Raw genomic sequence first — 24,823 nt, 5'->3', positions numbered from 1 at the left:
GACGAAGGAAACCCGCATGACCGTCACCGAACCCGCACCCGTCCGGCAGGGCCAGCCGGCCGAGGAGCGCCACGCCGCCGAACTGACCTTCCTCGCCGCCCAGGACCCCGGGCCGCGGCCGCCCGGCTGGGCGCTCACCCCACGCGCGGTGGTCACGTTCGTCTGCGGCAGCGACGGCGTGGAGCTCGCCCTGCCCCGGCGTCGCGCCGGTCTGCCGTCGAAGCTGGTGATCGCCCCGAAGTTCGTCGGCGAGCGCGCGCTGGTCGAACGCTGTGTGGTCACCCTCGCCGGTGAGCGCGGGCTGCTGCTCACCGGCGAGCCCGGTACGGCCAAGTCGATGCTGTCGGAGCTGCTCGCGGCCGCTGTCGGCGGGACCAGCGCCCTGACGGTGCAGGGCACGGCGGGCACCACCGAGGACGCGTTCCGTTACGGCTGGAACTACGCCCTGCTCCTCGCCCAGGGCCCCACCCCGCAGGCCCTGGTGGACTCCCCGGTCCTCGCCGCCATGCGGGCCGGACGGGTGGTGCGGGTCGAGGAGATCACCCGCTGTCTGCCCGAGGTCCAGGACGCCCTCGTCTCCATCCTGTCGGACCGGCGGATCACCGTACCCGAGCTGACGTCCACCGAGGACGCGGTTGTCCGCGCCGCCCCCGGCTTCACCGTCATCGCCACCGCCAACCTGCGCGACCGGGGCGTCTCCGAAATGTCGGCCGCGCTGAAGCGCCGTTTCAACTTCGAGACCGTCGACCCGATCGCCGACGCCGACGCCGAGGCGGCCCTGATCCGCCGCCAGGCTGTCGCCGCCGTGCAGCGGTCGGGCGCGGCCTTCGCCGTCGACGAAGCCGTCCTCGACGCCCTCGTCACCGTCTTCCGCGACCTGCGCTCCGGCCGCTCCACCGAGGGCTGGGACGTGGAACGGCCGGGCACGGTCATGTCCACCGCAGAGGCCGTCCAGGTGGCGGCGTCGCTCGGCGTCGCCGCCGCCTACCTGCCCGGCGGGGACGTGCTCGACCTGCTGCCGGGACATCTGCTCGGCGTGGTCCGCAAGGATGACCCCGCCGACCACGCACGACTGCTGGGCTACTGGGACGGCCCGGTGCGCCGTCGCGCGGAGAACGGCTCGGCGATGTGGCGCCGGCTCTGGGACCTGCGCGGGAGCCTGCGTTGAACATCGTCGATCCACGCACGGCCGTGGACGCGCTCGTCGCGTCGCGCGCGCCGTACCTGCTGGGAGTGCGCCACCACAGTCCGGCGCTGGCCGCGGTGGTACCCGCTCTGCTGGACGAGGCACGGGCCGAGGTGGTCTGCGTCGAGCTGCCGGCCGACTTCCAGCCCTGGCTCGAACACCTGGCGGACCCCGAGACCGTCGCCCCGGTCGCCCTGGCCGGGGCGGGCGAGGGAGGACGGCTTTCGTTCTACCCGTTCGCGGACTTCTCACCGGAGCTCGCCGCGATCCGCTGGGCCGGAAGCCGCGGGGCGGAGGTCGTGTGCTGCGACCTGCCCCTCGGCGACCCGCGCTGGCCGGCGGGGGCACCCGGACCGGTGCGCGAGCCGGACGGCAGCGAGGCCGTACGTCTGCGGACCGATGCTCCTCCGGTGGCCGCGGGTGCGCCCGACGCCGGTCCCGACCCGGCGACCGGCGACGGGACGGCGCGGGTGCGGCGCTCGTACGCCGAGGCACTCGCGGCAGCAGGGACCGGCAGGGACGGTGACGACCTGTGGGATCGCGCGGTGGAGGTGCTGGCTCCGGGGTGCGCCCCGGACGCGGTGCGCCGAGCCGCACTGGGCGTGGGCTGGGCCCTTCGGGCCGACACCGCCGTGTCCGCCGCCGACCTGGCGCGGGAGGAACGGATGCGGCGGGTGATCGCCGCCGCCTCGGCGGACGGGCGCCGGGCGGCAGCCGTGATCGGCGCCTTCCACGCACCCGCGCTTCTCGCGTCCACGGGGGCGGACGCCGGAGCGGAGGCCGGGACGGCGGGCGTCTGCGGCGCCACCGGGCCGCGCGGTGCGGGGCCCCGCACGCAGGGGTCCGGGACGGACGCGACAGAGGTCCGGGCGCCCGGCAGGGCCGGGGAGGACCGCACCGCGGCGGCCGAGGCCTCGGCCGTGACCTCCCTCGTGCCGTACTCCTTCGACCTGCTCGACTCCCGGTCCGGCTACCCGGCCGGAATCCGCGACCCGCTGTGGCAGCAGGCGGTGCTCACCGCCGCCGGCGACACGGAACGCATCAGGGAGGCGGCGGCCGACGCGGTGACCGCCCTGTGCCGCGAGATGCGCCGCGGCGGCCACACCGCGGGGACCGGCGAGGCCGCCGAGACGCTGCGCCTGGCCTGCGACCTGGCGGCCCTGCGCGGACTGCCCGCACCCGGACGCGGCGAACTCCTGGAGGCCGTCACCACCGTCCTCGGCCAGGGCGAACCCCTCGGCCGGGGCCGGGCCCTGGCCCGCGCGCTGGAGGCCGTGTTCGTCGGCACGGCACGCGGCCGGATCAGCCCGCACGCGCCCAGGTCCGGCCTCGGCCCCTCGGTCGAGGCCGAGCTCGCGGAACTGCGGCTGCCCCGGCCGGACGACCCCGACCGCCGCGACCTGCGCCTGGACCCGCTCCGTTCGCCGCTGGACGGCCGCCGCGAAGTACTGCTCCAGCGGCTGCTGGTGATCGGCGCCTCGTACGGCGAACCCCTGGACGTGGCGGGCACGGGCGACGGCACCGCGCTCGGCACCAAGTGGCGCCTGACGTGGACGCCGTCCGTGCCCGCCCGCCTCGACCTCGCCGGCGCGCGCGGGGTGACCGCGGCCCAGGCCGCCGCCGGCACGCTCGTCGCGACCGCGCGCCACGAGGCCGCCGAGGGCGGCCCCACCCCGGCCCAGATCCTCACCGGGCTGACCGCCGCCGCGTGCTGCGGCCTGCCCGAACTCGTCGACGCACGCCTGCACGAGGCCTCCGCCGTGCTGCCGGACAGCGCCGACCTGCCCGAACTCCTCCGGGCCCTGGACCTGTCGGAGGGACTGCGGCGCGGCCACTACCCCGGCACGACGCAAGACGCCCGCACGACGGCCGACGCGCTCACCGAGGAACTCCTCGGGGCCGCGGTCCGCTCCCTGCCCGGCCTCGCCGGGAGCGACAGCGGCGCCGACGCCGCGGCGCTGGTGGCACTGGCGGACCGGACGGCCGCCCGTCACCTGGGCCTGCGACTGGACCGGGCGCTCGCCGAACTGGCGACCGAGGGTTCCCCGCTCATCCAGGGCGCGGCCCTGGCCGTACGCGTGCTGCTCGACCTGGACGACACGGCCGGGCTGGGCGAGCGTACGGCCGGCTGGATCGACGGGGCCACGACTCCGGACACGCGCCGGGCACTGGCGAAGCGTCTCACCGGGCTGCTCACCGCCGCCGGTCCCCTGCTCCAGGCCTCGCCGGACGCGCTCGCCGCGCTCATGGACCGGGTCGACGCGCTGGCCGACCAGGACTTCCTCGACCGGCTCCCGGCCCTGCGCGGCGGCTTCGACACGCTGGCCCCGGCCGCGCGCGACAGGCTGCTCACCACCGTGACGGAGCGGCTCGGCGACCGGCTCGACCTGACACTCGACGCCCCGCCCGAGCTGCTCGCCCTGTGGGCGGCGGCCGACGCGGCCGGATCGGCGGCGCTGAAGGCCCTGGGCCTGCCGGACGCGGACTCCGGCGCAGGAACGCACCCCGGCTCGGACGCGGCAGGCAATCCCCGGCCCGCACCCCCACCCGTCGCCGGCGGCGCCGCCGCGGACGACGCGGACCGACGGCTCGACCGTGCCGACCGCTGGCGGCTGCTGCTCGGCCGCCACAAGGAACGGCTCACCGGCGACGCACGCCGCTACGCCCACGCCCTGGAGGAGCTCTACGGCCGCGGGCGCGGCGAAGGCGCCCAGGACCCGGACGGCGGCGCACCGGGTCAAGGCGGCGGCCAGGACCCGTCCTTCCCCACCGCGCGGGAGTGGGCGCAGGAGCTGGAGGCCCTCTTCGGCACCGACGTACGCGAGGAGGTCCTCGCGGAGGCCGCCGACGCAGGGCGCACCGACGTGCTCGCGCAGCTCGATCCGGCGTCGGTACGCCCGTCGGTGGAGTTGCTCGGTTCGGTGCTGTCCCTGGCCGGAGGCATGCCCGAGGCCCAACTCGCCCGGCTGCGCCCGTTGGTGAAGCGGCTCGTGGACGAACTGTCCCGGGAGCTGGCCACTCGCCTGCGCCCGGCGCTCACCGGCCTGGCCACCCCGCGCCCGACCCGACGGCCCGGCGGGCGCCTGGACCTCGCCCGTACCCTGCGGGCCAATCTCGCCCACACCCGGCGGACGGAGGACGGCCGGGTCGTCGTCGTACCGGAGCGCCCGCTGTTCAGCACCCGGGCGAGCAAGGAGGCGGACTGGCGCCTGGTCCTCGTCGTCGATGTCTCCGGCTCGATGGAGGCGTCGGTGATCTGGTCGGCGCTGACGGCCGCGGTTCTCGGCGGGGTTCCGACCCTGTCCACGCACTTCCTGGCCTTCTCCACGCAGGTGATCGACCTGACCGACCGGGTCGAGGATCCGCTGTCGCTGCTGCTGGAGGTCCGGGTCGGCGGCGGTACGCACATCGCGGCCGGTCTCGCGCACGCGCGTTCGCTGATCACCGTGCCGAGCCGCACGCTCGTCGTCGTGGTCAGCGACTTCGAGGAGGGCGCACCGCTCGGCGGGCTGCTGGGCGAGGTGCGCGCCCTGGCGTCCTCCGGCGCCCACCTGCTGGGGTGCGCGGCGCTCGACGACACCGGCACACCGCGCTACTCGGTGTCCGTGGCGCGCCGACTCGTCGCGGCCGGTATGCCGGTGGCCGCCCTCAGCCCACTCGAACTCGCCCGCTGGGTGGGCGACCGCCTCCGTGGAGAACCCCGTTGAGCACCGAACTCCTGCCTCCCGTCGCCCCCGACGTCCTCGCCGACGCCGTGGAGCAGCTCAGCGCACGGCTGCGCAAGAAACTCGACGCGGCGATCCCGGGCTGCGCCGACCGGGCCGCCGCCACGGCGGACGGGGCGGTCGAGGTCCGCTTCGGGGAGGACGCCGCGGTCACGCTGCGCCCGGGGCCTTCCGGCACGGTCGCGAACGCGGAACAGGCCGTGTGCACCTGCCTGCTGGCTCCGCGCTGCCTGCACCGGGCCGCGGTTCTGGGCGCGGCGCCCATCGCCGGGGGGGAGGGTGGAGCGGGCGGGGGCGACGACGCGGGTACGGGTGGGACCGCGAGCTCGGGTACAGCCTCCGACACGGGTACAGCCTCCGACACGGGCGCGGAGCCGGAGAAGGCCGCACCCGCCGCGGACGTCGCGGCCATGGCGGTCGCACCGGCCGCCCTCACCGCGGCGCAGGTCCGCGCCGCGACGGTGCTGTGGGACGCTGCGGCCGAGGCCCTGTCCGCCGGCGTCACGGCGGGCGGCGCGGTGGTGCAGGCCGAGCTGCTCCGCGCCGCCCACACCGTGCGGCTGGCCGGGCTGCCGCGGGCCGAAGCGTCCGCGCTGAGAGTCGTGCGGAGCCTGAGGGCCGCGCGGGAGCGGAGCGAGGGACAACGTCTCGCCGACCTCACCGGAGCCTTCCGCGAACTGCTGGCCGGCGCCGCCCTGCTCGCCTCCGGGTCGGCCGACACCGGGGCGGCGGGTTCCGCGCGCCGGGTCTACGAACAGGGCGGCAGCCTGCGGGTGTACGGCCTGTGCCGGGAGCCGGTGCTGTCCGCGACGGGGTACGGCGGAGTGACCACGCACCTGATCGGTTCGGACGGCGCCGGATACACGGTGTCCGACGTGCGCCCCGGTGGCCTCGCCCGCGCGAAGGGCGCGGGGTCCGCAGCCGTGGCGCTCGGCGGTGCCGTCCTCGACCACGCCGGGCTCGCGCGCGGGGGCCTGCGGATCGTCGGCGCGACCGTCTCCGCCGACGGGCGGCTCGGGGCAGGGCGGGGTGTCGGCGCGACGCCGCTGCACGGGGTGGACTGGTCCGGGGAACCCGCCGCCGCCCTCTTCGCCCGACCGGTGCGGGAGGCGATGGCCGCCGTGCTCGCCGACGCAGTGCCCGGGACGGGCGGGCCGGGCAGTCCGGCGTCGAGCCTGCTGGGCTGCGACGTCGAGGTGATCGGTGCGGCCGGAGACTCTGTCGTCGTCCGCGTCGCCGGTGGGGGACCGCTGCTGCGGCTCCGCCCCGCACACCCACACCCGGAGCTGTCGCACGCCGCCAACCTGCGCCGGATCGCCGAACACCCAGGGCTCGCCCTGCGGGTGCTCGGCCGTCCCGACCTGGAGCGGACGGCCACGCTCCGGTCACTGGCGGTCGGGCCGGTTCCGGGGGCGTCCGCCACGCTGCGGCTGCCGGACGCGTGGAAGGGCCGTGCCGATCTGGGCTACGACCGGCTCCAGGGTGAGCACTTCCCCCGCGGGACGGGCGGAACCGCGGTCTGCGGGCCGGTCACCGTGGGCCCCGACGCGCTCGCGGAGGCACCTCTGTGGCGTGTCCGGCGCCTGCTGGAGACGGGTGTCGCGGGCGGTCGCCGTGCCGTGGCCGAGGTGGGCCGCGGGACGGACGCGGACGCGCTCTCCGCACGCCTGACCCGGGCGGGACTCGGCGGAGCCGCCCACCTCGCACGGGCCCTGACAGTGGAGGCGGGCCGCCGTCCCCGCGACATCTTCGGCCGCCTGACCGACCCCTCGGCCGACGCCTACACGAGGGCCTGGCTCGCCTCCGCCGTGCACCTGGCGGCTGCGGAACGCTCGCTGGTGGCCGCATCCTGGTCATGACCCGTCGCTGAGCCCACCGGGCCGACCGGTGGGCTCAGCGGAGGCCGAACGGCCCGGGGGCCCGGTCCTTCCGGCTTTCCCGTACACCGGGTACGGCAGCCCGTCTGCCGACCCCTCCGTCAAGCCGCTCCCGAGCCACCGGTCCGGCATCCCGCTACCCGTGTTCGCCGCCCACCGCGGGGGTGTACACGCGCGGCGGCCCCATGGCAGCAACCGACCGTGCCGAGGCCGTGGCGGGGGAGACGGCAGGGCGCCGGGCGAGTCGTCCAGTGGTGTGACCGACCGGAGATCCCAGGGTCTCCCGCTCCCGGACCACGGCGCTGGGCCACCGGGCATCGTGCGCGGCTCGGGCGGCCCCTCCCGGCACCGGCGACGGGCCGTCTCCGCTCAACCGGTGCGCCGGGCGGCGGCGACCGCGGTCGATGTCGCGAGCGCGAGGCACAAGGGCGAATAGGCACGTCGGTCGAGGCGCCGGAAACGGGCCGAGACCGATCCGGGGGACAACAGATCCGTCCGCCCGACGAGTCCTGCCGCACCGCGCACACCGAGCACTCCCGCGACGCCGGCCGCGCCCAGCCGGGACAGCGCCGGGTACCGCCGCGGCCGTCCGGCGACCAGTAGGGCCGCGGCCCCCAACGCGCCCGCCACGACACGGCAGGCGACCGGGCCGGGCATGTCCGGTCGGCCGGTCACCGCGTCCGCGAGGGATTCCCGGTCGGGCATCGGCCACGACGAGCCCCGGCCCCAGGCGACGTGCATACCGGCAAGAGCGGTCAACACCGTGACGGAAACCCGGCGGGCAGTGCGTTCGATCTTCATGGCGTTGACGCTATCGCCCGCGCCCCGGGGAGGTCCGAGCAGGTGGTCGGCCACGGTACCGATGAGGCTGATGTTCGGGCCGGGCGTGACCACCGTGTGCCGGAGTCCCGGACCACCCCCGGCGGGGCCACTCGAAAATGGCTCTGCCCGGATTCTCCGTGAACGATCTTGAGGGTTCATCGAGACCCGAGGCACGGCCGGGCTGCGGTGCGCCGCCGACCGTGGCCGGGCATGAACGGCCGTCGGCCGTCGGAGCAGGCACAGTAGGGTGAGCGCATGGCCACGAACGCGCTCACACCTCCCGAGAAGGGCGCCGCCGCTCCCGGGGATCTCGTCCGGCAGCTGGGGGTCATCCTCCGGGGATTCCAGACCCGGTTCGAGACCGCGATGGACGGGATGCCTGCGGGCGTGCGCGGATATCACATCCTGTCGACCGTCGTGTACGGGAACCCGCCCAACCAGCAGGCGATCGGCACGCACCTGGGGATCGACCGCACGGTCCTGACCTACCTGATCGACACCCTCGTCGACGCCGGACTGGTCGAGCGCGTCCCCGACCCGGTGGACCGCCGTGCCCGGAAGATCGTGGCCACCGCCTCGGGCGCCGGGACACTGACCCGCTACGAGGAGCGCGTGGCCGCCGCGGAGGCCGATCTGCTGTCGGTCCTGTCCCCGCAGGAGGCCGCGACGCTGATGGCCCTGACGGGGCGTCTGTCCATGCACATCCACCGCGCGCACCCGGGGGTCAACCCCTGCGAGGCGATGGACCACCTCTGACCCCGCCCCCACCGGGGGCGGGCAGCGCGAGAGCGCGGGCGATACGGAGCGGGCCGCCGACATGGCGGCCCGCTCCAGCACTTCACGGAGCCGCCGGTCGAGCGGTGCCTCCGTGGATCACATACTGGCGGCGGCAAGCGCGAGCTCGGCCGCCGAGGCGACGAGGAGAACGCCGGCGCCGGGCGTTCCCTTGACATCCTTGACCCGCAGGTGGGCGATCACGGCGCCCAGGAAGTACAGGACCACACCCACGGCCGCCGCGACGCCGAGCGGACGGTAGCCGATGCCGACGAGCAGGCCGACCGCCCCGGCGAACTCCAGAACGGCCAGCACCGGCACCATGTCGGGCGAGACCCCCACGGTGGTCATGGCCGGCATGATCTTCGGGTCCTTGACGAGCTTGCCCCGCCCCGAGACGACCAGCATCAGCGACAGCAGGACAGCGAGAACGACATAGGCGACAGACATGGATTCTCCGGTGGTGAAGGGCGGGCCGGACAGACCCGGGGTCGAAGTATGGTCGACCAATCATCTGCATGGCAACATATCTGTTGAGCAGAATATATGCGAGGCGGGTCCTGTCATGTCTTCGCCGGTTCCCAGCCCGTGTCCGGGCGGTGGAAGGCGCTGTCGTTCATCGGCATCGCCCGGCCAGAACCCCAAGATCTTCATGAGTCTTCTAGGGCTGACCTGTCGCCGCGGCACAGCCGTGGTGGAGGACCGGGTCGACGAACTCGGCTGCGTCGCAGGATCCTGACACCGTCGCCCCCTCCCGGCCGGCTGCCGCTCGATGGGCTGAACGCACGACCAGCTCACATGCGTTGACCTGGGGAAACGTGGAGAACCAGGGGTACGGGACCGCCTGGGCCACGCTCACCGAGACCGCCCTTTCGGGCGCGCGGGCGTGCCATGGAGGTCACCCCGGAGCCGTACTGGATCTCCTGCGAGCTGTCGGCGGGCGACAGCTTCGTCACCCGGAAGCTCCGCCGGCTGTGCCCCCCGGGCCGCGGCCGGGCTCCCGGCATGGGCGTGCGGGGTGGGCCGACGCGTGATCCGGCCCACCCCACACGGGTCCTCAGCCGCTCAGGCGTTCACCGCCCCGCGGTGCGGTGGTGACCCTGTGTACGTGACCGTGGGCGGATGAACGCAGGAAGGTGCCCGGCATGGACGGCGCACGGCCCCCTGGAACGGGGCCGGCACCGCGCCGCCCGACTGCCCTACGGTGCCGCCGACGAGGGGGTGGTTGCCCAGGAACCGACGCCCTCCTTGTCGGGGCCGAGCACGTCCGCACCGTAGAGATCCTGCAGCCAGCTGGTCCGGTAGATGGTTTCGAGGTAACGCTCGCCGAGGTCCGGGCCGATGGCCACTGCGGTGAGTTCGCGCGCGTCATGCCGGGCCATCCAGTCCGCTGCGCCGCTGATCACCGTGCCGGTGGAGCCGCCGAACAGGAATCCGCGCCTGGCCAGCCGATGGCAGGCACGTACGGTGTCCGCCTCCTCGACACGAATCACCTCGTCGACGTAGGACTCGTCGAGCAGCGGCGGTCGCATGCTCGTGCCCAGACCGGGAATCATCCGGCGGCCCGGCGAACCGCCGAAGGATACCGAGCCGACGCTGTCCACCGCGATGATCCGCACCCGCCGGTGCCATCTCCGGAAGTAGCGCGCACAGCCCATCAGGGTTCCTGTGGTGCCGGCCCCGACGAACAGCACGTCCAGCTGTGGGAACCGACGGGCGATCTCCGGCGCGGTCGTGCGGTAGTGCGCCTTCCAGTTGCTCGGATTGGTGTACTGGCTGAGCCACACATACCGGTCGTCGGAGGCACACAGCGCGCGGACGTAGTCGAGCCGTGCGCCGAGGAAACCGCCGTTGGCCTCCTGTTCGGTGATCACGTGCACCTGGCTGCCCAATGCCTCCATCATCATTCTGTTGGACAGATTGACGCGGGAGTCGGTGACACACAGGAACCGGTAGCCCTTGCTCGCCGCGATCATGCTCAGCGCCACGCCGAGGTTTCCGGACGAGGACTCGACCAGGATCGATTCCGGCGTCAGGCTTCCATCCCGCTCGGCGTCCTCCACCATCTCGGTCGCGGCCTTCAACTTGATCGAGCCGGCGAAGTTGAACCCCTCGCACTTCAGGAAGAGCGAGTGCCCGAAGATCGACCGGAGGTCGACATAGAGATCCTCTTCGTTGAAGGCGTAGGGAGCGGAAATGACGGGCACGATGGTCTCCTCTGTCTGGAGCAGAGCGCTATCGGAACTTCCTTCCGGCCGTGGGCGCGTTCCTCGCTTGTGCGGGCGAGGCCCCGTGCCCAACCGGGCGGGACGGGGCCCTGCGTCAGTGGCCGCTGTCTCATGTGTCAGGACCTGCTACGACGTGACCGGTGGTCAGCCTTGAGGGAGCCTCCTGGACTTTCGGCCTGCTCATCCGTACCGGCTCATCTCGTGGAAGAAGTCGTCGACGATGTGCAACTCTCCGCGTCGGGCCACTTCGGAGTACACGTACTTGCCCACCGCGAGGTCGAGCACTCCGAGGCCGAAGGGCGAGAACACCACCGGCCGGTCCGTCGGCACCGTCACCCGCCCGGCCATCACGTCGTCCACCGTGCCGTTCAGGAAGTCCCGGTTGCCCGTGAGTTGCTCGGCCAGATGCGGCGACGTATCGGCCTTGAGGCAGTGCTCGACGTCGTCGACGATGTTGGCCGAGGCGAGCAGGATCTCCGGCGCGAGGTCGCGCAGCGACACATGCAGCACCAGCGGGTTGTGGGCGAACCATGAAAGGTCACTGACATGCGGTTGACCGGCGACCGTGGCGAAGACCACCAGGTCGCTGTTTCGGATCAACTGCTCGGCGCTGTCGTGCACGGTGATTCGACCGGGGGTGTCCGACTGCTCCAGGTAGCATCGGAAGCCCGCCGCGCTGTCGGCGGACAGGTCATGTACGCCGATCTCGTCGAACGACCAGCCGGTACCGACCAGGAAGGTGTGGATGTAGCGGGCGATCAGGCCCACCCCGAAGAAGCCGACGCGCCTGGGGCGTGGCCGGTCGCGGCTGAGCCAGTCGGCCGCCGACGCCGCCGACGCGGCCGTCCGGGTGGCGCTGATGATCGAACTCTCCAGACAGGCGAACGGGTAGCCGGTGTCATGGTCGTTGAGAATCAGCACGGCCGATGCCCTGGGGATGCCGGCCACCACGTTCTTCGGGAAGCTGGAGATCCACTTCAGGCCGTCCACCTGTGTGTCCCCACCGACCGAGGCGGGCAGGGCGATGATCCGGGAGGACGGGCGGTCGGGGAAACGCAGGAAGTACGACGGCGGGTTCACCGAATCACCGGCGCCGTGCACCCGGTAGGTGGTCTCGATCAACTCCGTGATCCGCCTCTCGCGGCCGTGCAGCGTGCGCCGGACCTGGGCGCCGGAGATCACCGCGAACGGTGGCACGGTGATCGGTGCGGCACCCGCGGGCTCTCCCGCGGTGGAATCGACAGTGGTCATCGCGTGGTCACCTCCACGGTCGGTGAGCAGTCGGCCAGACGCACCGGTTCCGCCATGGCGACGAGCACCTCGCGCGGCCCCCCGAAGGGCTCCCTGCTGTGCGCGGTGCGGACGTTGTCGACGAGCATCAGGTCGCCGGCCTGCCACGGTTCGCGTGCGGTGTTCGCCTCGTAGACGCTGTTGAGCAGCTGGACGACGTCCTCGCCGATAGGGTCGCCGTTGCCGAACCGGGTGTTGAACGGCAACCCGTCGGCGCCGTAGACATCCACCAGGTACTCGTGCACCTCGGGGGTCATCGTCCACTCGTTGAGGAACGCGATCTGGTTGAACCAGCAGCGTCGGCCGGTGACCGGGTGGCGCACCACGGCGCTACGGCGCTGTCTGGTGCGCAGTCCACCGTCGGGCTGCCACTCGAACGCGATTGCGTTGTCGCGGCAGTAGCGCTCGACGGCGCCCCGGTCGTCAGTGCCGAAGGCCTCGGCGATGGACGCGCCGATCTCGTCGTTGTAGCTGCGGGTGAGCAGCCAGCCCTCGCGCTCGAACCGGTCGGTCAACTCGGTGGGCAGTGCGTCCAGCACGGCCGGTGAGTCGGCCACCGCGGTCGCTCCGCCGTCGGTGGGCGCACTGAGACAGGCGAACATCATCAGGCCGGGGAACTCAAGCGTGTAGCTCAGTTCGTGGTGCATGCACATGGGCTGGTTCGGCGGCCACTTCGATGAGGAGTACAGCCCGTGGGAGTAGGCCTGCCGGGGTGCGAAGGCCTCCTGCTCGGTCATCAGACCGGTGGCCAGCTCCGAGAAGACGGCTCCGGTCCCCGCCGCATCGCGCAGCCCGAGGCCACGGACCAGGACCGAACCATGCTCGGCGACGACCGCGCGCAGCGCGTTTCGGTGCGCGGCCGCCCAGGCCGGCGCGTCGCCGGTGGTTTCGGCCCGTACCCGTGGGGGTGCGCCGGAATTCAGTTCCACGTCGACCAGTGACGCCGTGGATGTGAACGACATCTCGTTTTCCTTTCAGCCGGTACTCAGGAAGAAGCGGACAATCCGGCGGCGTGCAGCACGGCCTTCGCTGCCTCGACCGGACGGGTACGCAGGAAGTAGTGGCCGCCGTCGGCGAGCTCGTGCAGATCGACCCGCTCGGCCAGAAGCTGCCAGTCGAGGTACCGGCGCGGGTACTCCGCCGTGCTCGGGTCGTCCGCGGCAACGACCACGGTGACCGGCGCGGAGAGCTTCTGCGCCGGCGGGTGCTCCAGGGCGTCGGCGAAGTAGTGGTGTGCGGACACGCAGTCGTGCCGGTAGGCGGCGCCGATGTGCTCGGCGTGCTGCTCACCCGGCTCACCGGGCGAGGTGTGGCCGCCGTGCGCGCTCAGGCTCGCGGCGATCTCGGCGTTGCTCCGCCCGGTCAGCTCGGTGATGGTGGTGCGCCGGTCGTGGGCGTCACCGAGCAGTTGCGCGCCGAGGAAAACCCGTTGGACGTCCACCCCGCGCTCCGACAGCCTTCTGGCGGTCTCCACGGCCGGCGCGGTTCCCGAGGAGTGGCCCCACAGCAGGACTCTGGTCAGGCCACGCCCGGTGATCTCGTCGACGACCTGCTCGACCACCTGCGTCATCGGCAGGAGCGACTCGCTCTCGGCGGCCACGTCGTGACCGGGCAGTTCGACGGCGTAGACCGCCGGTCCACCGTCCGGCAGCGCTCCGGCCATCGGCTGGAAGTTCACCGCGTTGCCGCCGGCGTGGGGGAAGCACACCAGGGCCGTGGTCTGCGCACCGTCCGGTTCCGACAGTGGCTGAAGCAGCCCGGCACGCCGCACGGACCTGCCGTCGATCAGCCCGGCCAGATCGGCGAGGACCGGGTGACCGGTGACATCCTTGAGGGACACCGCACGGTCCAGGACGATGGCCAGCTTCACTGCCGACAGCGATGTGCCGCCCCGGTCGAAGAAGTGGTCCCGCCGTCCGACCTGGTCCTGCGGGATGCCGAGGACCCTCGCCCATGCGGCCGCCAGATGCTGTTCGGTCGGCGTATTGGGCGCGCGGTAGTCGTCCCGGACGACGTCGAGTTCTTCGGCGCATGCCTGCAGGGTCCTTCTGTCGATCTTGCTGTTGGCCGTCAGCGGCAGAGCCTCCCGCCAGTGAAAGGCCGACGGGACCATGTACGCGGGCAGCGACTCACCGAGCCGGTTCAGCAGGACGTCGGCCTCGACCGGCCGCCGACCGGAGTAGAACGCCACCAGGCGTCTGCTCCGGTCGGCCCGCTCGGCGACCACGACCGCACCGTCGCGAACACCGGGTACCCGCAACAGGGTGTTCTCGATCTCGCCGATCTCGATCCGGAAGCCACGGATCTTCACCTGGGTGTCGCGGCGGCCGAGGAACTCCAGCTTTCCCCCGGGCGTCCAGCGGCCGTAGTCGCCGCCCCGGTAGAGGCGGGCGCCCTCACGGTGCGGATCGGCCAGGTAGGCCTGCCGGGTGCGCTCGGGGTCATTGACGTATCCGCGGCCGACGCAGACGCCGGAGAAGACGATCAGGCCGGGGGCACCGAGCGGCACCGGGATCAGGTGCTCGTCGACGACGTAGACGTGCACGTTGTTGACCGCAGGACCCAGCAGGACCCGGTCTCCGCCGGGCACGTGGTCCATGACCTCGTGGTTCGTGTCGTCCGAGGTCTCGGTCAGCCCGTAGGCGTTGACCAGCCTGATCCCGGGCTGGGCGGCGAACCAGCGCTGCACGAGCTCCTTCTTGAGCGCCTCGCCCGTGACCGACACGCACCGCAGGTCCGGCAGCTCGCGGGGGTGCTGCTTCAGCCAGGACACGACCACGTCCAGGTAGGAGGGTACGACCTGGAGGACGGCGACCCGGCCTTCGACGATCTTGTCGACGAACCGCTGGACGTTCAGGATCACCTCCTGCTCCACCAGCACGGTCCGCCCCCCGACCAGGAGCCCGGACACCAGCTGCCACAGCGAGATGTCGAAGCACTGGGGCGCGGTCTGGGCGACCACCTGTCCCGCGCCGATCTCCAGGTCGTCGATCTTGGCGTAGAGGTGGTTCAGCATGCCCGCGTGCTCGCACATCGCGCCCTTGGGCTCACCAGTGGAGCCGGAGGTGAAATAGATGTAGGCGAGCTGGTCCGGTGCGACGCGGAGGCGCAGATCATCGTCGGCGTGGTCTTCCTCGTAGGCCGCGCAGACGAAGAGTTTCCGGACCCCGGACAGCGAGTCGAGGGCCTGGTCGAGCGTGGAGGTGCTGCCGGGTTCGGTCAGCACGAGCCCGCATGCGGCCCGGGAGAGCATGGTCGCGAGACGGTCGGCCGGGAAATGCGGCTCGATGGGCAGGTACACGCCGCCGGCCTTGAAGACCGCGAGGACGGCAGCCATCCAGTCCAGGTTGCGCTCGGTCACCACCGCGACGACCCCCTCGGGGCGCAGCCCCCGTGCCAGCAGGGCCCGTCCCACCCGGTTGGCGCGCGCGTTGAGTTCCCGGTACGTCAGTTCCTGTTCCCCATGCACCGCGGCCACGGCATCCGGGTGTGCCGCCACCCGCTGCTCGAACAGTTCGTGAAACCGGTGGTCCGGCAGTTCCCGGCGTGGACCGGCGAGTGATTCGAGCTGGAAATGGAGTTCCTCGGCGGAGAGCAGGTTCTGCCGCCCGTGCTCGGCGTCCGGATCGTCGGCGATCAGCGCGAGTGCGGTGAGGTGGTATCCGGCGATCCTGACGGCGCAGCCCTCGTCGAGCACGTCGGTCCGATGGCGCAGCCGCAGCACAAGGCGGCCGTCGCGTTGCGAAAATCCCACCCACAGTACGGTGCTGCCGGCGACTTCGCCGCCCACACCGTGTGGATCGAAGACAGCCTCGATCGACGGCTCTGCCAGGCCCAGTTCACACCTGAGCTCATCGACCGGGTAGTCCTTGTGCGACAGCAGTTCCGATGCGACTCGGTGAGCGTCCAGCAGCAGCGTCCGCCACGAGCCGGGTGTGGTCGTCAGCCGGCAGGGCAGCGGTCGGCCGCTCTCCGCGGCGACGTATCCGGTGGCGACCTCGTGCTCGCCGGACAGCGCGGCAAGCACTTTGGAGTGCGCTGCCAGCAGCACCGAGTCGAGCGGTACCGTCAGGTCCCCGGCCAGCCGGCCCAACGCCGCGACGACGTCGTCCGGGACCGGCGTCTCGTGTTCGCCGACGCCCCTCACCGGGTTGAGCGTCCATCGCGGGATCTCGGTGGATCCACCGGCGACGAGCACATCGCGCCAGAACTCCCGGTCGGCCTGTGTTTCCGTTCCCATCTGGTCGTCCCTCTCCATTCGCCTTCGCCACCGTGCTGTTCGGCGCCGACAAGGGCGGAGCCGTGGTCCCGTCCGGATCAGCGCCTCGGGCTGTCAGGGGCGTCTCGCAACTCCGTGGCGGGGTTTCCTCCCCAGCGTGCGTACCGCGGGATCTCCTCGCCCTTCATCAGGAAGGAGTCGGGTGCGAGCACCGAGCCGGTACCCATCGTCACGCCGTAATGGACGTGGGCTCCCACGCCGATGGTGCAACCGGCGCCGAGGGCGCTGCGATCGGATTTGAAGGTGCCGTCCTCCTGCGAGTGGCACTGGATCTTGCTTCCCGCATTGAGCGTGCAGTCGTTCCCGATGGTGGTGAGCGTCCGTTCCGTCAGATAGCAGCCGTCATCGAAGACCCTGCTGCCGATCCGGACCCCCAGCATCCGCCAGATCACGTTCTTGAAAGGGGTGCCGTTGAAGACGTTGAGGTAGGTGTCGGGCACCTTCCAGAGGCGCTCGTGCCACCAGAAGTAGGGGGCGTAGATGGAGCACACCTGCGGTCGCAGCGCGCGGAATGCCGCGATGCCGCGCTCCACCAGTACGAAGTAGACAACGGTGAACCCGAGGCTGAGCACCAGGAACGCGGCGATCAGTACATACCCGTAGGAGTCGTAGAACTCGGCGGCCAGGCCGAGCATCGTGAGCACGAAGAAGTGCAGCCACCGCACGAGCAGGAAGAAGATCATCGAGCGGATGTTGTAGCGGTTCTTCGCGGCGAGGTTGCGGCGCAACTCGTCGCCGGCGCGCAGATGGTCGAACCGGGAGTCGCGGTCGACCGACCGGGGAATCTCGAAGCACGGCGAGCCCAGCAGGCCCACCCCCTCGCGCACCTCGCCTTCGAGCGGAACCATCACCTTTGTCGCGAGGAGACAGTTCTCACCTGTCCTGGCCCCCGAGGGATAGGCGATGTTGTTCCCGAGGAAGTTGTGTGACCCGATCGAGGCCCGGGACACCCGGAAGGACGTGCTCGAATAGTCGGCGTTGATGATGGAGAGCCCGTCGGCGACCATCGTTCCGCTCCCGACCGAGCACAGAAACGGGGTCTCGTGCTGCACTTCCGTGCCGAAGTTCGACCCCGTCTGCTCGACCTGGGACAAGTCGTATCCGATGCCGCGCAGGTAGTGGACGATGTAGGAGCTGTCACCCAACAGCCATGTGAGGAACTTGATGTTGGTCATGCGGCCGATCGCCCGGTGCACCGAGTAGTGAAACCCGTACAGCGGGTAGACCTTGTTCGGCTTGACAACCAGGTTCAGCAGGCGGGGAACGGTGAGCATCACGGTCAGGCCCACGACGATGAAGCCGAGGAACAGCAGCAGGGAAAGGGCCAGCGCGTCGATGCAGAAATCCAGTGACGTGAGCTCCACCGTGCCTGTGCCCAGCTGATTGTGCAGCGCCGGGACCAGGGTCACCAGCATGTACACGCCCCCGACAGACAGCGGTACGTAGAGGAGGAACAGCTGAAGCACGGTGATGAGGCCGAAGCCTGCCCGGCGCAGCGTGCCGCATGAGGCCGACCCGATCCTCAGGTAGTCGTGCTGTGTGAGCTGTGCCGGGGACCCGTGCCAGCGCTGACCGCCCGGGACCGCCTGGCCGCTGTACAGCGTGGACGTGTGGCCGAGTTGGGCCCCGTCGCCCATCGACGTGTCGATGTCGAGCACGGTCTTCTCGCCGATGAACACGTCCCGGCCGAGGGTGACCGGGCCGGTCTGGATACGCCCGGCATGTGCCCGGTAGCAGAGGAAGAACGAGTCCTTGCGGATCACGGTGCCGGCGCCGACCGTGAGGAGGTCGGTGCATACCGGGACGTTGCGGGAGAGGATCGTGACCCCTTTGCCGATCCGCGCCCCCAGTGCTCGCAGGTACAGCACGAACAAGGGATTGCCGACGAAGAAGATGATCGGGTTGGCGTGGATCAGTACTTTGACGGTCCAGAAGCGCAGATACGTGAGACCCCAGACCGGGAAATCTCGTGATGTCCACCGACCGATGAGGAGCCATTTGGCTGCGATGGGGAAGGTGCACAGACCCACGAAGCCGATGCCTCCGAAGACGATCGATCGCAGGTAGATGTCGATCAAACCCGGCCCGGCGGAGACCCATGCGTAGCCCCGGTCGGCAAGGAGACCGGCGAGGAGGGAGTATCCCAGGAAGAGCAGGAACTGCAGGGTTCCGCAGAGGGCGTACCGCACCGTGCCGACTGGGGGCACCACCTCGGACGGCGCCGGGACCGACGGCTCGACGGGGGCGGCGTTCGCGAGCCCCGTCGCCAGACTGCGGATTGTCGGGTGTCGGTAGATGTCCTTCATCGACGCCGGAGGAAGGTCCGCTCGCTTTCTGACTCGTGCGCAGAAATGAGCCATGACCAATGAGTTGGCGCCGAGGTCGTCGAAGAAATGGCCGTCGACCGGAACCCGTTCGACGCGCATGACGTCGGCCAGTACCTCGGCGAGGTCTTTCTCGATACCGGTCTCCGGAATGGTGGGCCTGCTTGTACTGATTGCGGATTCAGCAGGTCCGGGCGCCAAGAAATCGAGGGATTTCTCCTCCATGCGAGCTCCTTGAGAACATTCGAGTGCCGTCGCCATTGCGGTGGGCGCTCCGTACCGTGCTTTTCGACGGCTGGAGCGAGTGGTCCGGGAATCGTGATGTCGGGGTCTGCGGTCCGATCCCTAACCGCTGCCACGGTCTTGGCTGTCCGCCGCCGCTGTCACCCGAAGCCGGTTGCATCGACCCGGCGGTGGCCCTCCCGGTTCACTCCTCGCCCAGGATCCTGCCCGGCGGGACGGCGATGAGCTGTGCGTGCGTCTCGCCGTGCCGCATGCGAGTGGTCCGTTCCTGATCCGGGAGGAGTTGAGCCGGGTTGTGGGGCGGTGACGGTGCCCCCGGCCGTGCTGTGCCCGAGGGGAAGGCCGCCGTGACCTGGGCCGGGAATACCTGAGTGATGCCGGTGGCCAGTGTCCTGCCGGATATCGCCTTGGTCGTGTGGGGCAGGTTTGTTCCTGTGATGGTCACCGGGGTTCCGCCGCCGGCGGAGCCCCGGTGGGGAGAGAGGTTTGTGCAACGCTCCTTGTTCTTCGATGGAACGCATGGGGACCGGCGGAACGTCCCCGGCCCAAGTGTTCGGCTTCCGCCGGAAAGGTCGGTTGTCGACGACGTCAAGTGACGCCACATGTGGTGGCACGCAACTGTTGGTACTGCCGGGAGTCCAGGGGAGCGGGCGCATAAGGCCGGGTCCCGGCCCCGCGTCTCAGCTGCCAGAACTTCTTCTCGATCACGAAGAAGAATTGGCAAGCGCTGTGTGTATTCAACTTCCTCGGCCAGGGATGTGCAGCCCGTCGTTCACCATTTCAGTTACCCACAGGGGGATTTGAGGGGCAAGGCTCGTAACCTCGTATCACCCGAAGGTGGTAGTGGCTGTCTTGTGCGAGCGGATTTCACGCTGAGGCGGCTTGAAACCGCCGGATGGCCACGGGTCTGCATCATCTCGATGTGGATTCATTTCTTCCCTATGCCGTTCGCCACCCGGTCGCAAGGGTTGAGTCCCGGCCCAGCCCGACTCTGTCGGGGATCTCGGATGACCGTGGCCGGCCGCCGAGGATTTGCCAGGAATTTGACCGGGGGATCACTCGCCGGTCTGGAAGGGGCTGGAAGGCGGTCGGTGGCCGAGGGCGGGCTACTCGGGAGCGGAGCCCCCGGTCGACTTCGCCGGGTCTCCTCGGCGGCCTCGGTCGCGAACCGTTCCGCGTCCGCGACTGCGGCCTCCACCAGGACAGCACTCTTCCCGGCAGCCTGGTGCCGGATCCCGGCTCGTGCCCGGACGGTCTCCTCGCTCGACCCGGGCCCCATACACGAAGTTCGTCTGCCGGAAAGTGCCGGTGCCCGCGGTGCAGTACCTCCACCCTGCCGGCCGCGCCCCGGCGCGGCCGGCACCAGGGCATTTCAGCCGCCGTCTGCGGTTGCCGTGGTGCAGGGAGCCATCGTGGCAGCGTGGCCCACCGGCCGTACCGCTCGGCCCTGGCGCGCATCGCCGATTTTTCCGAAGCGGCGATGGGGCGCGATCCGTGCGTTCGGGAATATCCGTGTGGCGTGCATCACATAGTGCTGGCGCGGTGACGCTGCCTCATGTTTCTCTCCAGATGTTCTGATGTCCAACATTTGGAGGTCTTTGATGGAGGGGCTGCGACAGCCGCGCCGGGCGTCGACTCTGGCCGCGCAAGTCGCCGATCAGCTGCGGGAACAGTTGGCGTCCGGGCGGTGGCCGGTGGGGACACGGATCCCGGGCGAACAGGAACTGGCCGAAACGCTCCAGGTGAGCCGAAATACCATTCGCGAAGCATTGCGAGCACTTGTCCATCTCGGCCTGCTGGAGGCGCGAGTCGGGGATGGTACGTACGTCCGGGTCACCAGTGAGCTGGAGGCGGTTCTACTACGCAGAGCGGCCACCACGGCGCCGGCGGACGTCCTGGAACTGCGGGCGGTTCTGGAGGAGCACGCCGCCGGACTGGCCGCCGAACGGCGATCGGAATCGGACACCGCTCGGCTGCAAGAACTCCTCGCCGCGGCCCGCGAAAGCAACCGCTCGGGATCGATGGCACAGGTCGCCGTCGCCGACATCGCCTTTCACCTCGCAGTCGTCCGGGCCAGCGGCAACGAACTGCTCGTGGAACTGTACGAATACCTGGGCAGCGCCCTGTCGGCTCTCCTGACGGCGCTGCCATGGGATGACGACGTTGCTGCGAAGCACGATCACTGGCACAGCGCACTCGTCGAGGCGATCAGCGCGGGCGATGTGGTCGCTGCCCGCCATGCGGCATCCATGTTGGTGCACGTGACCGCCGGGCTGACCGCGGGGCAGGACAGCGCGGCAGAACGGGACCTGTCGGCATGCGAGTGAGCCACTCCCACCACTTCCTGCACCAGGCGAGGCGGACCGCGCCGGGCAGGCGGTCCACGGTGTGGCTGCTGGTGGGAGTCTTGCTGGTCGCGGGGAACCTGCGCGCCGCACTGACCGGTGTGGGGCCGTTGCTTCCCAGCATCGAGAAAACGACCGGCCTGTCCGGCACCTGGGCCGGGTTGCTCGGCACTCTTCCGCTGCTGACGTTTGCCGCAACCGCCCCGTTGGTCGGCCGCACCGCGCACCGCTACGGGGCACCGCAGGCCCTGGGCGCCTCGCTCGCAGTGCTGGCAGCCGGACTGCTGGTGCGCTCCCTGCCCGGGGCGGTCTTCCTGTGGGTGGGCACTGTGGTGGTCGCAGCCGCGATCGCCTACGGCAACGTACTGCTGCCCTCGGTCGTCAGGAGCACCGTGCCGGAGGACCGTATCGGCCAGGTGACCGGCCTCTATGTCACCGCGATGGGCCTGCTGGCCGCTGTGTCGTCCGGGGTGTCGGTCCCGCTGGCCGACCATCTGCCCGGCGGATGGCGTACCGCCCTGGGCTGCTGGGCCGTACTGGCCGTGCTGGCCTTCGTGGTGTGGGCGCCGCAGCACCTGCGTACGGACTCTCCGGCACCAGTACGTGCGTCGCGAGAGCGCATCCCCTGGCGTTCCTCCCTCGCATGGCAGGTCAGCGGCTTCATGGGGCTGCAGTCACTCGGCTTCTACGCCACGATCGCCTGGCTGCCCAGCATCGTGCACGACCACGGGGTGGGGGAGGCCGCAGCCGGTTGGCAGTTGTTCCTCTTCCAGATCATCGGTCTCCTCTCCAGCGGTGCGCTCCCCCTCCTCGCCCGCAGGTGGAAGGACCAGCGGATCCTGGCAGCATCTGCATCGACGCTCGGCGCCCTGGGCTTCGCCCTGCTGGCGGTAGCCCCTCAGTGGGCCGTCGTGTCCAGCGTGCTCACAGGCTTGGGAGGCGGAGCGTGCCTGGTCCTGGCCCTGACCTTCCAGGGGCAGCGTGCGGCGGACGCATCACAGGCGGCGGCCCTGGCCTCGATGGCCCAGTCCGTCGGATACCTCGTGGCCGCCGCAGGGCCGCTCCTCCTCGGCGTTTTGCACGACCTCACCGGCGGATGGACGCTGCCGCTCCTGCTGCTGGTTGCCCTGACTCTCATCCAGGCCGTCGTCGGCTTCGGGGCAGGCCGTGACCTGCGTCTGCAAGCCACCTCGCGAACTCACACACCTACACGCACCGGAGAGTGAATGTCATGACCATGACTGCCCCTTTCAGCTACCTCGACACACCGACGGCAGCACCGCTGTCGATCAGCGAACTCATGCCCGGCGTCTACAACCTGCTGGAATACGCCGCAGTCGCGGCGGGCGAGCAAGTGTTGGTCCTTGCCGAGCACGGCACCGATCCGGTGGTCATCCAGGCCATCGCGGCGGCGGCCGCCTACCGCAACGCCGAGGTGTACGTACTGTCCCTGCCGCCGTTCAGCGCCGGCGGGTGGGACGCCGCAACGCCCTCACCGCTGCCGGCCTCCGCGCACGCCGCCGCGGACGTGGTGATCTCGCTGACCTGGTGGGGCGAAGTGCACACAACCCAGCTTTTCTTCAACGAGATCGCCAAGCAAAAGGCGCGATTCGTCTCACTGCACCAGACAGCGACCGCTGCGGCGCTGGCCACCGGGGCGAGGTTCCCACTTGAGCTGTACTTCGCGCTGGAGGCCAGGGCGTACGCTCGGATCGCTGCGGCCCAGGAAATACGGGTAACCACCACCCTGGGGACAGACGTAACCTTCCGCGCCTTCACCACCCCCGGTCACCCGAGCACCCCCCTCACCAGCGGCATGTGGCGGCCCTTTCCTTACGGAGGCGCTAACTTCTACCCCGACCGGACCGACGGTGTCGTCGTGATAGAAGAGTCCACGGTCACCGGTGTACCCGCAGAGCGGGTCACTCTCCAGCTGGCCGACAACCGCGTGACCGCCATTGAAGGGAGCGCGGCTGCGGCCGAACTGCGCCGCTACGCACCTAACGGCTACTACATGCGCCACGCTCTCATCGGCCTGAACCCCAAGGTACGGTCTGCGGGCGGCACCCAGTTCGAACGTGAGAAGCATGCCGGAGCGTTCTACTTCGGTCTTGACGGCCTCACCACACAGGGCACGATCGACCGCAACGGTCCCGGACACGCGCACTGTGACTGCCAGTTCGATGCACCCACCATCACCCTCGACGGCGAGCGTTTCGTCGACGACGGTCACCTGCTTCTCCTCGATGATCCGGAAATCCACCGACTCGCCCAGAAGTTCGGTCCCGCAGAGGTCCTCCTCAATCCCAATCCGCGGCTCGTTCTGCCGCCGCGCCACAGCCGCTGACCCGGCTGCGGCCAGGGCATGTCCTGAGTCGTGATCAAGATGAACTCACGGACAACAAACGGGAATTGAGCGGGTCGTTCCTGCCGATAGGCAGGTCCGGCCCGTATCCGGGGCATCTACGGAAGCAGTTTGAGGGCGTGATTCGGAAGTTCCGCTCGGGCGGCCAGCGGCGGGAGATTCCGGCCCATGGCCGTGCAAGCCCCGCGTCAAACAGAAAGCAGGGCAACTACCAGAAGATCAAAGCAAGCTGATGAAGGAATCCTCCGTGAGGACCGGCCGGGAACTGCCCTCGACGTTCCCGAAGAGGGACCCGCAGTCATCTCGAAAGTTCCATAGTTTTTCTGCTTCCGTAAGACAGGCCGGCCTCTTGCCGAAACTGACCACGAGTCACCGGTATAGAGACACCCCTGTCAAGCAGCCAGGCACACCCGGGCCCGGATCTCCGGGACGAAGTCCCGAAACCACGCACTCCGTGCGTGGTCGGTTTGTTGCTGATGGCTACGAACCACCAGAACTGCTCCACAGGGAGCGTTCTGCGTCGTCTCAAACTGACACTGCATCAGATATGGCGATCATCGAGGCGGCACCCCACCCTGTAGAGGGCCCTTGGCCCGGATCGCGGACGTCGAATCAATTATGTTGCGGAGCAATATAGTCGGCAGTGCGGAGCACTGCTCAAACTGGCACTGCATCAGATGGAGCGGTCATGGAGGCGGCACGGCACCTGCGAATGTGCGTGTGGGTGTCACTGGGGCTGCAGGTGATGTCACTGGTGCCGCTGTTTCTGGACGCGCTCTGTCTGACCTGGGATGACGGCTTTGAGTGGTGTCGATGAAGTGACGTCGTAGCGGTGACGGCTTGCTGCAGACTCGCTGGTTGCCCGGTGTCGTCGGGCCGTAGCTCGCTGAGCGGGGCCGGGGAGTGTAGCGCTCGATGATCTTGCACGCTTCAAGATCCTTTATGTGCCCCCCGATGGCGTGAACTACCAGTGTTTTCACTGGTGTTGAGGGCGGGCCAGCCGTGACAGTGCCCGGTATGAACGAGCACGGGGCATCGAAGCCACCAGACACATGGCCTGGGTGGTCCAGCCGTAGCCGGGAGGACGCCCCACCGGTGCCGCGGTTGTTGGGCCGGGAGCAGGCCGTCTCCAGGTTGTTGGCGTTGGACGAGACCGGTTCGCTGTCGACGGCGCATGCCCGGCTGGTCGCGTCGTCGATGGGGGTGTCGCTCAGGTCGGTGTGGCGGTGGCTTGAGGCCGCCCGCGTCGAGGGGCGCACAGGACCAGCCGTGTGAGGTTCGGGGAAGGTGTCACTGAGGTGTTCGGGTTTCTTCGCCGTTGACGAGGGTGTGCTTTTGCGCTGGTCGGTAGGCGTTTCAGTTGTG

16 protein-coding genes are annotated in these 24,823 nt (G+C 70.3%); 8 read left to right on the top strand and 8 right to left on the bottom strand.

Annotated elements, in window-relative coordinates; all coding sequences use genetic code 11:
• Positions 1–16: 16 nt before the first annotated feature.
• From ACF1CT_RS19010 to ACF1CT_RS19000, 3 genes are read left to right on the top strand one after another with little or no spacing between them, the layout of a single operon-like run.
• A complete protein-coding gene (locus tag ACF1CT_RS19010) occupies positions 17–1,168 on the top strand; it encodes an AAA family ATPase (protein ID WP_391785026.1) in 1,152 nt (383 codons plus the stop codon).
• Positions 1,165–4,893: a DUF5682 family protein gene (locus ACF1CT_RS19005; protein ID WP_391785025.1), complete on the top strand. Its 3,729-nt coding sequence runs from the start codon at positions 1,165–1,167 to the stop codon at positions 4,891–4,893. Before ACF1CT_RS19010 ends, ACF1CT_RS19005 begins: the two co-directional genes overlap by 4 nt.
• Positions 4,890–6,770, top strand: a complete 1,881-nt coding sequence (locus ACF1CT_RS19000) for a hypothetical protein (RefSeq protein ID WP_391785024.1) — start codon at positions 4,890–4,892, stop codon at positions 6,768–6,770. The genes ACF1CT_RS19005 and ACF1CT_RS19000 overlap by 4 nt, the downstream gene beginning before the upstream one ends.
• A gap of 387 nt (positions 6,771–7,157) precedes the next feature.
• Here ACF1CT_RS19000 and ACF1CT_RS18995 read toward each other — a convergent pair whose 3' ends face one another.
• Positions 7,158–7,589 carry a DUF3995 domain-containing protein gene (locus tag ACF1CT_RS18995; RefSeq protein WP_391785023.1) on the bottom strand — a complete coding sequence of 144 codons (432 nt, stop codon included), beginning with the start codon at positions 7,587–7,589 and terminating at the stop codon, positions 7,158–7,160.
• A 276-nt stretch (positions 7,590–7,865) separates the two neighbouring features.
• On the opposite strand from ACF1CT_RS18995, the gene ACF1CT_RS18990 reads away from it, so the two are divergent.
• The gene (locus ACF1CT_RS18990; protein ID WP_391785022.1) at positions 7,866–8,366 is read left to right on the top strand and encodes a MarR family winged helix-turn-helix transcriptional regulator; all 501 of its coding nucleotides are present in this window, start codon (positions 7,866–7,868) and stop codon (positions 8,364–8,366) included.
• A gap of 117 nt (positions 8,367–8,483) precedes the next feature.
• Here the strand turns inward: ACF1CT_RS18990 and ACF1CT_RS18985 are convergent, their stop codons facing one another.
• The 7 genes from ACF1CT_RS18985 to ACF1CT_RS18955 all read right to left on the bottom strand — a co-directional run bounded on the left by ACF1CT_RS18985 (position 8,484) and on the right by ACF1CT_RS18955 (position 19,352).
• On the bottom strand, positions 8,484–8,834 hold the full coding sequence (locus ACF1CT_RS18985; RefSeq protein WP_391785021.1) for a DoxX family protein: 351 nt from the start codon (positions 8,832–8,834) through the stop codon (positions 8,484–8,486).
• Between the two features lie 749 nt (positions 8,835–9,583).
• Positions 9,584–10,591 (bottom strand): 2,3-diaminopropionate biosynthesis protein SbnA, encoded by a 1,008-nt coding sequence (gene sbnA, locus ACF1CT_RS18980; protein ID WP_391785020.1) that lies wholly within the window; start codon positions 10,589–10,591, stop codon positions 9,584–9,586.
• Between the two features lie 201 nt (positions 10,592–10,792).
• A complete protein-coding gene (sbnB, locus tag ACF1CT_RS18975) occupies positions 10,793–11,863 on the bottom strand; it encodes a 2,3-diaminopropionate biosynthesis protein SbnB (RefSeq protein WP_391785019.1) in 1,071 nt (356 codons plus the stop codon).
• Positions 11,860–12,864, bottom strand: coding sequence for a TauD/TfdA family dioxygenase (locus ACF1CT_RS18970; RefSeq protein WP_391785018.1), 1,005 nt, complete (start codon positions 12,862–12,864; stop codon positions 11,860–11,862). Before ACF1CT_RS18970 ends, sbnB begins: the two co-directional genes overlap by 4 nt.
• Before the next feature lie 23 nt (positions 12,865–12,887).
• On the bottom strand, positions 12,888–16,142 hold the full coding sequence (locus tag ACF1CT_RS18965) for an amino acid adenylation domain-containing protein (RefSeq protein WP_391785017.1): 3,255 nt from the start codon (positions 16,140–16,142) through the stop codon (positions 12,888–12,890).
• A gap of 77 nt (positions 16,143–16,219) precedes the next feature.
• Positions 16,220–18,730, bottom strand: a complete 2,511-nt coding sequence (locus ACF1CT_RS18960; protein ID WP_391785016.1) for a Pls/PosA family non-ribosomal peptide synthetase — start codon at positions 18,728–18,730, stop codon at positions 16,220–16,222.
• A gap of 202 nt (positions 18,731–18,932) precedes the next feature.
• Positions 18,933–19,352 carry an IPT/TIG domain-containing protein gene (locus tag ACF1CT_RS18955; protein ID WP_391785015.1) on the bottom strand — a complete coding sequence of 140 codons (420 nt, stop codon included), beginning with the start codon at positions 19,350–19,352 and terminating at the stop codon, positions 18,933–18,935.
• Between the two features lie 997 nt (positions 19,353–20,349).
• Between ACF1CT_RS18955 and ACF1CT_RS18950 the strand changes: the two genes are divergently transcribed.
• The 4 genes from ACF1CT_RS18950 to ACF1CT_RS18935 all read left to right on the top strand — a co-directional run bounded on the left by ACF1CT_RS18950 (position 20,350) and on the right by ACF1CT_RS18935 (position 24,733).
• Complete coding sequence (locus ACF1CT_RS18950) at positions 20,350–21,075, top strand: FadR/GntR family transcriptional regulator (RefSeq protein WP_391785014.1); 726 nt, start codon at positions 20,350–20,352, stop codon at positions 21,073–21,075.
• Complete coding sequence (locus ACF1CT_RS18945) at positions 21,066–22,319, top strand: CynX/NimT family MFS transporter (protein WP_391785013.1); 1,254 nt, start codon at positions 21,066–21,068, stop codon at positions 22,317–22,319. The genes ACF1CT_RS18950 and ACF1CT_RS18945 overlap by 10 nt, the downstream gene beginning before the upstream one ends.
• A 5-nt stretch (positions 22,320–22,324) precedes the next feature.
• Positions 22,325–23,440 (top strand): hypothetical protein, encoded by a 1,116-nt coding sequence (locus ACF1CT_RS18940; RefSeq protein WP_391785012.1) that lies wholly within the window; start codon positions 22,325–22,327, stop codon positions 23,438–23,440.
• A gap of 1,113 nt (positions 23,441–24,553) precedes the next feature.
• Positions 24,554–24,733 (top strand): hypothetical protein, encoded by a 180-nt coding sequence (locus tag ACF1CT_RS18935; RefSeq protein WP_391785011.1) that lies wholly within the window; start codon positions 24,554–24,556, stop codon positions 24,731–24,733.
• Positions 24,734–24,823: the final 90 nt, after the last annotated feature.

Source organism: Streptomyces sp. NPDC014734, assembly GCF_043083325.1.
Lineage (GTDB): Bacteria > Actinomycetota > Actinomycetes > Streptomycetales > Streptomycetaceae > Streptomyces.
The sequence above is the reverse complement of the archived record's forward strand: the minus strand, read 5'-3'. Positions and strand labels throughout refer to the sequence as shown.

Coding starts and splice junctions, on each gene's coding strand:
- ACF1CT_RS19010 (WP_391785026.1), top strand. CDS start 17: ATGACCGTCACCGAACCCGCACCCGTCCGGCAGGGCCAGCCGGCCGAG.
- ACF1CT_RS18995 (WP_391785023.1), bottom strand. CDS start 7,589: ATGAAGATCGAACGCACTGCCCGCCGGGTTTCCGTCACGGTGTTGACC.
- ACF1CT_RS18990 (WP_391785022.1), top strand. CDS start 7,866: ATGGCCACGAACGCGCTCACACCTCCCGAGAAGGGCGCCGCCGCTCCC.
- ACF1CT_RS18985 (WP_391785021.1), bottom strand. CDS start 8,834: ATGTCTGTCGCCTATGTCGTTCTCGCTGTCCTGCTGTCGCTGATGCTG.
- sbnB (WP_391785019.1), bottom strand. CDS start 11,863: ATGACCACTGTCGATTCCACCGCGGGAGAGCCCGCGGGTGCCGCACCG.
- ACF1CT_RS18970 (WP_391785018.1), bottom strand. CDS start 12,864: ATGTCGTTCACATCCACGGCGTCACTGGTCGACGTGGAACTGAATTCC.
- ACF1CT_RS18965 (WP_391785017.1), bottom strand. CDS start 16,142: ATGGGAACGGAAACACAGGCCGACCGGGAGTTCTGGCGCGATGTGCTC.
- ACF1CT_RS18960 (WP_391785016.1), bottom strand. CDS start 18,730: ATGGAGGAGAAATCCCTCGATTTCTTGGCGCCCGGACCTGCTGAATCC.
- ACF1CT_RS18955 (WP_391785015.1), bottom strand. CDS start 19,352: ATGTGGCGTCACTTGACGTCGTCGACAACCGACCTTTCCGGCGGAAGC.
- ACF1CT_RS18950 (WP_391785014.1), top strand. CDS start 20,350: ATGGAGGGGCTGCGACAGCCGCGCCGGGCGTCGACTCTGGCCGCGCAA.
- ACF1CT_RS18945 (WP_391785013.1), top strand. CDS start 21,066: ATGCGAGTGAGCCACTCCCACCACTTCCTGCACCAGGCGAGGCGGACC.
- ACF1CT_RS18940 (WP_391785012.1), top strand. CDS start 22,325: ATGACCATGACTGCCCCTTTCAGCTACCTCGACACACCGACGGCAGCA.